This is a genomic window from Thiomicrospira sp. WB1 (genome assembly GCF_001507535.1).
Classification (GTDB): domain Bacteria; phylum Pseudomonadota; class Gammaproteobacteria; order Thiomicrospirales; family Thiomicrospiraceae; genus Hydrogenovibrio.
On record NZ_LQBN01000002.1, the window covers coordinates 157,156 to 168,414 of the forward strand.

Consider the following 11,259-nt stretch of genomic DNA (forward strand, 5'->3'; position numbering starts at 1 on the left):
GGAAGTTTAAATTTATGATTGTGACCCATTCAGGTCGGTTTCATGCCGATGAAGTGTTTGCACTGGCGATGCTAAAAAGACTGGATAACCGCCCGGTGGTTCGTTCCCGTGATCCAGAGGTGATCCGCCAGGCAGATCTGGTGCTTGATGTGGGCGCTGAATACGACCCGGATCGAGGGCGCTTTGACCACCATCAAAACAGTTTCACCTTGACGCGGGAAGATAGCACGCCATACGCCACCGCAGGGTTGATCTGGTTACATTTCGGGGAAGCCATACTCAAAAAAACCGAGCTGGAGACGCAAGACCAGCGCATTTATGCGCGAGATTGGGTCGATCAGAAACTGATCAAGGACATTGATGCGGTGGATAATGGAGTGTTTGCCGACAGTCCGAGGCCGTCGATCTCCATGGTGATCGGGATGATGAATGCCAGTTCAAGCGATGATGAAGTCCTGCAGACTGCCGCCTTTGAAAAAGCGGTGGCGATGGCGGACGACATCCTGAATAACTTCATTGCTGCAGCGGTCAAGGAAGCCGTTGCACTGCCCGCTCTGCTCAATGCGTTGGCGCAGTTGGATGAAGGCGTTATGGTCTTGGACGAAGCCTTGCCGTTTAAAGATTTTATTCGCCACTATCCGCAAATCCGCCGTGTTGTCTACCCAAAAGGTGAAGAAGGGTACGGGGTCTACTGCAATCAGGCTGAGAACCACTTGCCTGAACGTTTTCGCGGTTTGCGCGGTGACTCACTGGTGGCCGTCTCCGGGTTCGAGGATGCCATCTTTTGCCACAAAACCGGTTTTATGTGTGTGATGGGGAACTTTGACAGCGCCATGGCCATGGCCAAAAGCTGAATTTATTGATTTCCGCTTTGCTTTGCTTGGATTTATCGGTCAAAGGGGCTATAATGCGCCGCATCAATACAGAGGGGTGTCTGAGCGGTCGAAGGAGCTCGCCTGGAAAGCGGGTATAGGTTAATAGCCTATCGAGGGTTCGAATCCCTTCCCCTCTGCCATACATAGAATCGTCAGCCATCGCTGATGTTCGCGAAAGCCCCGGGAGCAGCGCTTCCGGGGCTTTTTTTTATGTCTGATTACCGATTTTCTGTGTTGTTTAAACAGGGTGATCCGGCATTGATCTGCATAGAACGGTGTTTTCATAAAGGAATGCTTTGTGGGTTAGATGGCCGTAAACATCAGAGCAATGATGTCATGGTCATAGCCATCGCCGTTTTTGTATTCCCGGTAACCTTCGCCCACACGATAACCGACTAGGCATGGTTTTTCGTCCCATTGCCAGAATATGGTGTCGTTGGTCCCTTTTTCCGCATCCAGAATTTCTTTCGGAGTGTTTAACGTGGAGCCAATTTCGATTTCGTCCGAGGTGTTTGAAATCACCAGGCCACTTCGATCAATCAAAACGCTTGAAGTGACGTCATTGAGAATGGCATTGGCATAGTTAGGCTCGCTGTCGACCAGCATGGCTTTGAACTCTGGCTGGCTGTCAAAGACCAGGGCAATGCCGCCCACATTGCTGTCCAGATTGTGCCAATCTTTGACAGCCGCATGATAAAGGTAGGTGTATCCCCCTTCATAGAGTTCACTTTTGTGAAAATCGGAGACCACATATTGTTGGGTGTCACTCAATCTCAGGCAGCGTGAAACGTCCTGTGGATTAGGCATGACTGTCCCGATCCGCTCCGACTCCGAGGGATTGGACACCGCCAGGATTTTGCCGCTGCGATCATACAGCAGGATGTTGGTATAAACGGTGTACAACTGATTGATATAGGCCAGTATGTCACACAGACGCGTTGTATCCTTTTCGGTCAAGGTCTGTCCCTGATTGTGTTCACTCAAAAGCTGGCGGAAGGTACTGTTGAGTGCCCACCAGCGACAATCATTTGCACGCTCGTAGAGGTTGCGATCCATGATTTCCACTGCCAGCGCGGCACTGAAAGCTACTTTGCTCTGAATGGTTTTGACCAGGACGTTATGAATATGGTGAATGAAGCGTACGAAAATTTCTTGAATGTCACGGCTGATCGACTGGAAATTGTCCAGGATGGGCAAAAAAGCTTTGACATCACGTTTGAGAGAAATAATTTTGCCGTTCAAAATGACGATCAACAGCAAATTGCTGACTTTGAGGTTCATTTCTTCCAAGTCGGTCAGGTACAAAGGAGATGCTTGCTCAATCACAACATCCAATGACTTGAGTTCACTTTTATCACGGAAAGCGACCTGGCTTGGCACCGCAACATAGCCGAACCACGGCAGTCCGTGAAATCCCTGGTAACCATGGGTTCGGGTAGCATAATGCAAGGTTTCGCCATCACGAACCGCCATCTCAAAGCCATCGGGCTGTTTAACCTGTTGTCGGCCGGGCGCATGTTGCTGTGGTGAATTGGACGACAGAATCTGGCCTTTGTCGTTGAGCAGCATAATGGCGAAGGTTTCGTCACTGCCAAGCACCGGGTAAAGTCGGTCCAGCTCGTCGTCCAGGTTGAAACTCAAGCACAAGACGCCAACCGTCTGAAGATGCCCGTTTTGTTCGGATTGAATTTTTTTGGCATAGATCAGGCTGTTTGGTTTGTTGGGAAACAGGTCCGAATAGCGATAAACTTCCGTGTACTCCTGATCTGAGTGGAGGGCTTCCTGAATGATGGGGTCATGGCTGTGCGTGACAGGGTTGTTGTCGTCAAGTTTGGCCCGAACCTGTCCTTGGGGAGTGAGCAGCAAAACGTCGTCGTACACACTGTATTTCGCCACGTATTCTTCGATTCTCTGGTGGATGAATCGTTGATCTTCTTCCGTGACCTCATCGCGTTCCATGAAGGCGACCAGATCATCATCCGTCGCCAAAAAACCCACATCGGCTGTCCGTTCAAAAAGGTTACGAATTAAAATGTCGATGGCGGCCTGAGCCTTGAGTTGTATCTCACTGGTGGCTTGATTGAGATAGCGGCCTACCAGCTCCTGAATCATCCGGTCGCGTAAATGCTGGAATTCGGTCTGGGTTTCAACGATGGAGTCCAGCAGCTGATCATCCATGTTTTCATTGTTAATCTTTCCAACCATCGCAACGGTGGTCCAGGACAGGTCCTGATGCTCCAGTTCTGACACATACTTTTGTACTTCCGGCAGGTATCGGATGTAGGATTTGATTTGATCAGATGTAAGCAGGTCTTGCAATGTACCGGTTCCTTGTTGAGAGTGTTGACAATTTGAGCCAATATTGAGCAAATAATAAGCCAAAATGAAAAATTGCTTGGGTATCAGCTCTAGCCGGTTGATGTCAGCCTTTTTAGCTCACGGCCAAGCGTGTGTCTTGTGTGAAAAAGGGGAAACCTGTCCTGTTATCGGTGCATCTTGGGGCACAAGGCTCGTCACGCCGACGGGTCTGGGGAGGGTCTTCAGGCAGGCATTTTTTTCAGATGGCAGGCTTTGGCTCCTGTCCACCTAATTCGTCCTCTCAATCTTCGATCACATCGCGGTGAGGTTTTTCCATGGCAATGTAAAGGCCGGAGCCGATGATCACGGCCGCGCCGACAAAGGTGAGTAAATCGGGCCATTCCTGAAACAGCCACCAACCGAAAAAAACGGCCCCCAGAATTTCCAGATACTGTAGAGGCGCGAGCACACTGGCGCTGGCGTAGGTGAAGGCCAGAGCAATCAATACATGCGCAAACGCGGCCAGCAGCCCCAGTAAACCCAGAAGGCCCCATTGAGCTGGCGTGGGCCAGTTGAGATCAGTCAGTGAGATCGATGTGGCTTGTCCCAAGCCGAGAAACAGTAGCATCAGTGATGCGGCGGCCAGGCTGATCATCAACTGCAGACGCACCGATTTCTGCAAACCATTGGCCGCTTCGGGCCAATGGTCCGGATCAGGGGTGTCGCGCAAAGCGCGGGTCAAAGTCAGGTAAGCGGCATAAGCGGTCGCAGACAGAAGGGGCAATAAGCTCGCCCAGCCATAGGCTTCGATGTTGGGGCGAATCACGATCAGCGCACCGATCAGACCGACGGTGACGGCGACCCAGCGCTTGACGGTGACCGTCTCCTTCAGAAAAAGTCTGGAAAAGAGCACCAGAATCAAAGGTTCCACAAAGAAAATGGCGATGTTGTTGGCCAGTGGCAAATAAGTCAGGCCCCAGAATAAAAAAAGAATCGAGGCAGCGATCAGTGCGCCAAGGAGCCAGTCACGAAATTTGAGGCCTTGCAACCAGACCCCTTGGTGACGCCACCACAGCCATAAGGGCAGGAGCAACAGGCATTGAATCACAAAGCGCGTGGTGCTGATTTGCCCCACGGACAAGCTTTGGCTCAATAATTTGGCAATGGCGTCGGAGGCGGGGATGCTCATGACCGCAATGGTCATCCAGATCAGACCGCGCCACTGGGAGGTGGCCGGCGAGCTCATGCGCGGCGCTGGTAGCGTCGAATGGCGTGCCCGATCCCTGCCAGCCGGTAGGCCCCACGATTGTGAACCTCGAATGCGACGTTGTCCGGGTCGGTGATCGTCGGGTAATAAAAATCGAGATATTGTTGGTAGTTCAAGGGCGTGCGGGCATCAATTTGTGCCTGATGGCTTTGGCGCATCAATACGTCCTGATAGCCGTGTTGGATAACGCCGGTTAAAAATTCGGCGACGCAACCGGAGCCATAGCTGAATAATCCAAAGCGCTTCTCGGTCAGATCGCCCGGGGCGTTGTCCAGAAATGAACAAAAACCAATAAAAAGCGAGGCACTGTAGCTGTTGCCCAGAACACGGTTGTAGCGCTGGCCGGGCTGGATCTGGGCAAAAAAACGTTCTTTGTCCAATGTCATACCGGCCACTTTGGTCAGGGCCTTGTGTGCTTTTTCCGACATGCGTGAAAAAGGAATGTGGTAACAGAACGCATCAATCTGTTCAAAGCGTCGTCCGGTTTGCGATACAAAATGTTGCCAGGCCTGCTTGAGGCTGTTGAGGTAAACCTTGGTTGAGTATTTGCCGTCCACCAGTGCGGTGGTGCGGTGATTGGGGCGCCAGAAATCCATCACGTCTTCGGTGTAGTAGCCCGAACCGGGTTCGATTGCCAGAATACGGGGCTCGGCTTTGACCAGCATGGCCACCGCGCCACAGCCTTGGGTGGCTTCACCAGAGGAGTCGACGTCATATTTGGCGATGTCGGCGGCGATCACCAGAATCTGTTCTTTGGGGTTGGCTTTGACCAGTGCGCAAGCCATTTGCAGGGCCGCGGTGCCGCCGTAGCAGGCGTGTTTGAGCTCCACGGTACGACAATGCGGCGACAGTCCCAGCAAACCATGCAAATAGGTGCCGGCGGATTTGGACTGATCGACCCCGGACTCGGTGGCAAACAGCACGCTGCTGATGGCATCAGGATTGATCTGGTCGAGGATTGGGCGCGCGGCTTTGGCCGCCAGCGTCACAATGTCTTCGTCCGGCGGGGCGATTGACATTTTTTCCTGACCGATCCCGATGGTGTATTTTTCCAGTTCGGTGCCTTTTTCCTGAGCAAAGGTGTCCAGCCCCAGGTAATAATCGGCCGTGGCAAAATGTATTAGATCGATCCCAACCGTCATTCAGTCTGACAACTCTGGTTATGATGCAGCAGTGCATCGTTTAAAAACAATTCGGACACAGTCGGCGCACCGAGTAAAAACTGCGCCGTGCGAAACGCCAGATGAAACTGCTCAATGACGGCCACACAGGCGTCAGTGGAGGTCATGGCGGGTTGCAATAACGGGGCCGCTGTGCCACAAACATGACCGCCCATTATAACCGATTTGACCATGTCGATGCCATTGCGAATGCCGCCACTGGCAATAAATTGGGCCCGGTCGTGAAAGGGGCGTGCCGCATCCAGCGCCTGAGGCGTGGTTAAGCCCCAGTCCTGAAAGATTTCACCCAGATCGGCCTGTGGCACCTGGGCACTGCGTCTGGCTTCGATCCGGCTCCAGGAGGTGCCGCCACGTCCGGCCAGATCAAACCATTGAATGCCGGCGTCCAGCCCCAGTTGAATGTCGGCCGCAGACAGGCCGCAACCGACTTCCTTAAGCACGATCGGGACGTCCAACGTTTGATTGAGTTGATCAATGCGCTCGGCCAGACCGGCAAAGTTACGGTCGCCTTCGGGCTGAATCACTTCCTGCAAGGGGTTCAGGTGCAGAATCAGTGCATTGGCTTCAAGCGTGTCCACCATGCGTCGTGCCTGATCCAACCCAAAGCCATAGTTCAATTGAATCGCGCCCATATTAGCCAGTAACGGCACGCTCGGCGCGTACTGGCGCAGTTGAAAACTGGTGTCCGAGCCGGGATCGGTGATCAGAGCGCGCTGGGAACCGACCGCCATGGCGGTGCCGGTATCTTCGGCGGCTTGAGCAAGCCGTCGGTTGATTTCAGACAGATTGCCCGAAGCGCCCCCGGTCATCGACGAAATCAGAAACGGAAAAGACAAGGTGTGATCCAGAAACGTCTGGCGGGTGTCCACGGCGTCAAAATCGCATTCGGGCAGGGCCCGGTGCGTCAGTTGAATCGCATCAAACCCGCTTTGGTTGCGTTCAATCTGCGGGTCCTTGAGCAGCCAGTCGATGTGATCCTGTTTGCGCTGAGTGATCTCCGTCATACTTAGGCCTTGCCCTGACGTTCTAACTTGAGGTGCGCGGCCATTAATTCGCCCGGATTGGTTTGCGCGGCCAGCAGTGACAATTCGCCACAAAAGGCACAGGCCGCGGCAATACAGGCGAGGCGACGTGCATTGTCACCGGCGGGGCGCTCAGCCAGACAACCGAGCTGCTGCAGGTTAGTCTGAACAAATTCCAGTCCCTTGCCATTGCCCACCGTGCCCACGATTAAATGCGGCAAAGTGGTGGAAAAATACAGATCGCCCTCTGGCGTGACTTCGGCGTGGTTGATCGCCTGCGAGCCCTCGACAATGTTGGCGGCATCCTGGCCCGTGGCCAGATAAAAGCCCAACAGCATATTGGCCACATGGGCGTTGGCGCTGCGCAGACTGCCCGCTGCAATCGAACCGATCAAATCTTTTTTGATGTGCAGATCCACCAGCGCCTCGGGGCTGGTTTTCAAAAAACGCTGGCAGAGCTTGCGTGGCAGGGTGGTTTCGGCCACCACGTTTTTGCCGCGTCCCAGCAAGCCATTCACCGCCGAGACTTTCTTGTCCGTACACAGGTTGCCGGAAATCGACACGTATGCCATGTTGGGGTATTCGTTGAGCAGCCACGGGATCAGGCGGTCGGCGGCATGGGTGACCATGTTGTGACCGGACGCATCCCCCGTGGTGAATTCCAGACGGATGTAGAGGAGTTTGCCAATGATCTGGCAGTTCAGGTCGATCAGTTGCGCGTATTGACTGCTTTCGCTGACCACGGCTTGCAAGTCAGGGTGACGGGCCTGTAGTGACTTCATAGTTGCCAGTGCGTCACGGGCGTTGGCCGCTTCCAAAGCAATGGAGCGGGTCATGCGTTCATCCACCACGGTCACGCGGATGCCACCGGCATGGTGGGTGACGCGCGCGCCACGGGCGACCGATGGCCACAGAGGTGTCTCGTAGGTGGCCATGGGAATCATCAGGTCATCGGCCTCGACGTCGCCGATTAATTTGACCGGCCCGACCGATTGCATGGGGATCTGCGCAAAAGCGCCATCTTTATTCTGTGTCATAATGCGGTATTATAGGGGATTTACAGCCCAATTGGATAACAGAAAGGATCAAAAGCATGGCAATGGCAACCGCACGACACATTTTGGTAGAAACCGAAGAACAGGCCAACGCACTGAAACAGGAAATCGAACAGGGCAAGGATTTTGCCGAGGTGGCAGCAGAGCATTCTCAATGCCCATCCGGGCGTCAAGGCGGTGACCTGGGGCAGTTCGGGCCGGGCATGATGGTGCCGGAGTTTGACAAGGTCTGCTTCAGCGCCGATGTGGGTTCGCTGGAAGGGCCGATCAAAACCCAGTTCGGTTACCACTTGCTGGAAGTGACCGATCGCACGGAATAACATCTGAACGATGCACTGATTGAGAGAAGGCGAAATCAGCGAGGGTTGGTTTCGCCTTTTTTCATGGCGCAATCTTTCATGCATTTTTAACCAGGCCTGGTCAAAAACCTATTTGGTGGGACATGGAATGAGACACAAGCGAGGCAAGCGATGACAGGATGGACAAATTTGATGCGGGGCGTGAGTATGGGCGTCGGGCTGCTGCTGGCCATCAATGCTCAGAGTGCGGTCTCGCAAACGGCGGTGGCGATGCCCGATCAACACAGTGCGGCGGTGGCCCAGCAAATCTTGGATGAGGGCGGTCATGCGGTTGATGCCGCTGTGGCGGCTGCCTTCACACTGGCGGTGACCTACCCGGAAGCAGGCAATCTGGGCGGGGGCGGTTTCATGACCCTGTTTGCGGCAGAAAAAAAGGGTGCTCAGCCTCAGCCCTGGTTTCTGGACTATCGCGAAAAAGCGCCTCAGGCCGCGGTTGAAACCATGTATTTGGATAAAACCGGGGAGGTGATTCCGTTTCGTTCGCTGGTGGGCTACCAGGCTTCCGGCGTCCCGGGCACGGTCAAAGGCATGTGGGCGGCGCACCAGCGTTTCGGGCGCTTGCCCTGGGCACGGTTACTGCAACCGGCGATTGAGCTCGCACAAAGCGGTTTCATTGTGCCAGAATCACTGGCGCAAACCGCCGACTGGTATCAGGGCTGGTTGAACAAGAAACTGGCCCCGGCCGGTCAGCCAGAATCGGTGGCCAAACGTTTTCAGCAATTTGCCGCGCCGATTCAGGCCGGTCAACGCTGGCAACAGCCAGCGCTGGCCAAAACGCTTACGCGCCTGGCCGAGTTGGGAGAATCCGCTTTTTATCAGGGGCCGATTGCCGATCAGTTGGTTTCGGCCATGCAGGCCGGGGGTGGTTTGATCACGCATCGTGACCTGGCCGACTATGACGTGCGTTGGCGTGCGCCGATTCGCATCGATTGGCTGGGCTATGAGTTAGTCAGTGCGCCGCCGCCGAGTTCCGGTGGGGTCGCAATCGCCCAGCTTCTAAAAATGAAACAGTTGCGTCAGGCCGACTTTGAGCAGGCGATGCAGGCAGGGCAGTCGGACCCGATGGCGTTGCGCACGCATTTTTATGCCGAACTGGCCAAACGGGTGTACGCCGATCGCGCCGAATACCTGGGCGATCCCGATTTTGTGTCCGTGCCCACCGAGCGCCTTTTGAGTAAAAGTTACTTGAAGAGTCGTTCAGAAGGGATTGATCTACGGGCTATTTCTGAAACCGAATCGATTCAGCCCGGTCTGGCGGAATCGACCGACACCACGCATTTTTCCATTGTGGATGCCGAAGGCAATGCGGTGTCCAACACCTATACGCTGAACATGCCGTTTGGCAGTGGTGTGGTGATTGAGGCGGCCGGTTTTCTGATGAACAATGAGATGGACGATTTCAGTCAGAAGCCGGGCGTGCCCAATGTGTTCGGTGTGATCGGCGGCAAGGCCAATGCCATCGCCCCGGAAAAACGCATGCTTTCGTCCATGTCCCCCACCTTGTTGCTGCAGTCACAAGAGGACGGTTCCACTCAAGTGGTTGCGGCGGTGGGCACTCCCGGCGGGTCGTCGATCATCACCAGCGTGTTCCAAACCCTGGTCAATGTGTTTGAGCGTGAGATGACGGCCCAGCAGGCGGTCGATGCCACGCGGGTGCATCATCAACTCTGGCCCAAAAACGAAATTCGCTACCATCCGAGCTTATCGGAAAGCACGCAAGCCGAACTCACACTGATGGGCTATCAGCTTAAACGTCATCCCTATCTGGGCGACGTGCAGCTCGTGGTGCGACAGTCCGATGGCACCTGGGCTGCGGCAGCCGATCAGCGCGGTCGCGGCGTGGCAAAAGTTTGGGAAGCGCCCAACGGCTCTTAGAGTTCGGCGCGTTTGGAAAAGGTATCGGTGGCCTTGATTTTTTTGATGTCGGGGTTGGGCACGCCGTTTTCTTTCAGCCACGCCATCTCATTCTGGGTGTCGCTGGCGTTGAACATCTTTTGCCAGACCCGTTGCGCCGGTTGCCAGCGATAGCCTCGCTGTTTGAGCGCGTCTTTGAGTTCAAACGGCGCGCCGGTGGCTTTGATCAGGGCTTTTTGTTCCCGCACGCCTGCCAGCAATGACTGAAAGACCGGTGTGGGTGGCTCGCCCACCGACTGACTCAAAAGCTGCGTCAGCGCCTGCACATCATCCAGCGCCCGGTGGGCGTCGTAAAAGAATCCGCCCAGCTTCCAGCAAAGCATCTCCTGACTGCGCGAGCCTACGCCTGCGAGCTTCAGCCAGTCGATTTGACGCACCGAACAGCCCCAGACCTTCTCCTTGAAAAGATCGGCATAGCGCTCCACAATCGGCCGGTCGAACCCGGCGTTGTGCGCCACGCACAATTGCACCGGGCTCAAATCTGCAATGACTTCTTCCCAGGGGATTTTGTGGCCACGGACGTCGTCATCGGTCAGGTGTGTGACCTGCGTGACTTCCGGCGGAATGGGCCGTTCGGGTTCGTTTAAAAAGTTTTTGGCGCACAGCACCCGATAAAACTGGCCGTCGGAGTCAAATTCCACCACCTGATACCCCAGCTCAATCAGCTCGCACTCATCGGTGTTCAGCCCCGTGGTTTCGGTGTCGATGATGCACACCTGATGCCTCGGTCCCGGCTGGGCCGAGGCGGGGGTAAAGTCCTGTGCAGGTGCCAGTCGGTGTAACACCTGATAATCCGGGGACTGAGCCAGTTGTTGGGCCATATCGGTCAGTGAAAGTGTCATAACGTGATTCCTCGAAGATTCAATGGGGTTGCCTGTCTCGGCATCGGATCGGATGCCGCCATTTTGACCAGGCCTGGTAAAAAGACCAGAAGCGCCTTACCCAGGTGGTTTGCCAGCTATCATTTGTCTGCAGCCGACAGCGCAGGCCGGGGCGCGTCAGCCCCAAGGTGTGATCCAATTGGCAGGTTTGGATCTGATGGTGGCGCAGTTGCCAGCCGACCACCGGTGCCAGCTCCCGTGGCACATAGCCCAGCAGTACGCGGGGGCGCAACAGCCAGACTTGCACTGCATGGGGATCGTAAGCGTTGGTGGGCTCTCTAATCAATAACAAAGGCACCTCGGGGGGTAGCCAGCCAGCTTCCCAGGCCCTCTGAGCCTGATAAAACACCGTGCCTCGGACTGGAAACACCTGGCGGTTCGGCCTGTGTGTGCGTGCAAACGGCCAC

Annotated in this window: 10 protein-coding genes and 1 tRNA gene; 4 read left to right on the forward strand and 7 right to left on the reverse strand. The window is 55.0% G+C overall.

Going from position 1 to position 11,259, the window contains the following annotated elements; all coding sequences use genetic code 11:
• The first annotated feature begins 14 nt into the window (after nt 1–14).
• Nucleotides 15–854: an MYG1 family protein gene (locus tag AVO41_RS05185; RefSeq protein ID WP_068583769.1), complete on the forward strand. Its 840-nt coding sequence runs from the start codon at nt 15–17 to the stop codon at nt 852–854.
• Nucleotides 855–924: 70 nt separating this feature from the next.
• A tRNA-Ser gene (locus AVO41_RS05190) sits at nt 925–1,015 on the forward strand.
• A 163-nt stretch (nt 1,016–1,178) separates the two neighbouring features.
• Here AVO41_RS05190 and AVO41_RS05195 read toward each other — a convergent pair.
• The 5 genes from AVO41_RS05195 to AVO41_RS05215 form a co-directional block, all read right to left on the reverse strand.
• Nucleotides 1,179–3,194 carry a cache domain-containing protein gene (locus AVO41_RS05195; RefSeq protein WP_068583771.1) on the reverse strand — a complete coding sequence of 672 codons (2,016 nt, stop codon included), beginning with the start codon at nt 3,192–3,194 and terminating at the stop codon, nt 1,179–1,181.
• 280 nt (nt 3,195–3,474) lie between these two features.
• Complete coding sequence (locus tag AVO41_RS05200) at nt 3,475–4,419, reverse strand: DMT family transporter (protein WP_068583773.1); 945 nt, start codon at nt 4,417–4,419, stop codon at nt 3,475–3,477.
• Complete coding sequence (locus tag AVO41_RS05205; protein ID WP_068583778.1) at nt 4,416–5,582, reverse strand: hydroxymethylglutaryl-CoA synthase; 1,167 nt, start codon at nt 5,580–5,582, stop codon at nt 4,416–4,418. Before AVO41_RS05205 ends, AVO41_RS05200 begins: the two co-directional genes overlap by 4 nt.
• Nucleotides 5,579–6,625, reverse strand: coding sequence for a type 2 isopentenyl-diphosphate Delta-isomerase (fni, locus tag AVO41_RS05210; protein ID WP_068583787.1), 1,047 nt, complete (start codon nt 6,623–6,625; stop codon nt 5,579–5,581). The genes AVO41_RS05205 and fni overlap by 4 nt, the downstream gene beginning before the upstream one ends.
• 2 nt (nt 6,626–6,627) lie before the next feature.
• Nucleotides 6,628–7,680, reverse strand: coding sequence for a hydroxymethylglutaryl-CoA reductase (locus AVO41_RS05215; protein ID WP_068583794.1), 1,053 nt, complete (start codon nt 7,678–7,680; stop codon nt 6,628–6,630).
• 56 nt (nt 7,681–7,736) lie between these two features.
• Here AVO41_RS05215 and AVO41_RS05220 point away from each other — a divergent pair, with 56 nt between their 5' ends.
• Both AVO41_RS05220 and ggt read left to right on the forward strand, forming a co-directional pair.
• Nucleotides 7,737–8,018 (forward strand): peptidylprolyl isomerase, encoded by a 282-nt coding sequence (locus AVO41_RS05220; protein ID WP_068583797.1) that lies wholly within the window; start codon nt 7,737–7,739, stop codon nt 8,016–8,018.
• Between the two features lie 150 nt (nt 8,019–8,168).
• Nucleotides 8,169–9,932: a gamma-glutamyltransferase gene (gene ggt / locus AVO41_RS05225; RefSeq protein WP_068583800.1), complete on the forward strand. Its 1,764-nt coding sequence runs from the start codon at nt 8,169–8,171 to the stop codon at nt 9,930–9,932.
• Here ggt and AVO41_RS05230 read toward each other — a convergent pair.
• Both AVO41_RS05230 and AVO41_RS05235 read right to left on the reverse strand, forming a co-directional pair.
• The gene (locus AVO41_RS05230; RefSeq protein ID WP_068583803.1) at nt 9,929–10,813 is read right to left on the reverse strand and encodes a 3'-5' exonuclease; all 885 of its coding nucleotides are present in this window, start codon (nt 10,811–10,813) and stop codon (nt 9,929–9,931) included. The two genes, ggt and AVO41_RS05230, sit on opposite strands and share 4 nt — an antisense overlap.
• Nucleotides 10,814–10,832: 19 nt before the next feature.
• Nucleotides 10,833–11,222: an HIRAN domain-containing protein gene (locus tag AVO41_RS05235; RefSeq protein WP_160326783.1), complete on the reverse strand. Its 390-nt coding sequence runs from the start codon at nt 11,220–11,222 to the stop codon at nt 10,833–10,835.
• Between the last annotated feature and the right edge of the window lie 37 nt (nt 11,223–11,259).

What these genes read in the sequence shown, in the direction of transcription:
- AVO41_RS05215 (WP_068583794.1), bottom strand. Translation starts at nt 7,680, where the DNA reads ATGACACAGAATAAAGATGGCGCTTTTGCGCAGATCCCCATGCAATCG.
- AVO41_RS05205 (WP_068583778.1), bottom strand. Translation starts at nt 5,582, where the DNA reads ATGACGGTTGGGATCGATCTAATACATTTTGCCACGGCCGATTATTAC.
- ggt (WP_068583800.1), top strand. Translation starts at nt 8,169, where the DNA reads ATGACAGGATGGACAAATTTGATGCGGGGCGTGAGTATGGGCGTCGGG.
- AVO41_RS05200 (WP_068583773.1), bottom strand. Translation starts at nt 4,419, where the DNA reads ATGAGCTCGCCGGCCACCTCCCAGTGGCGCGGTCTGATCTGGATGACC.
- AVO41_RS05185 (WP_068583769.1), top strand. Translation starts at nt 15, where the DNA reads ATGATTGTGACCCATTCAGGTCGGTTTCATGCCGATGAAGTGTTTGCA.
- fni (WP_068583787.1), bottom strand. Translation starts at nt 6,625, where the DNA reads ATGACGGAGATCACTCAGCGCAAACAGGATCACATCGACTGGCTGCTC.
- AVO41_RS05230 (WP_068583803.1), bottom strand. Translation starts at nt 10,813, where the DNA reads ATGACACTTTCACTGACCGATATGGCCCAACAACTGGCTCAGTCCCCG.
- AVO41_RS05220 (WP_068583797.1), top strand. Translation starts at nt 7,737, where the DNA reads ATGGCAATGGCAACCGCACGACACATTTTGGTAGAAACCGAAGAACAG.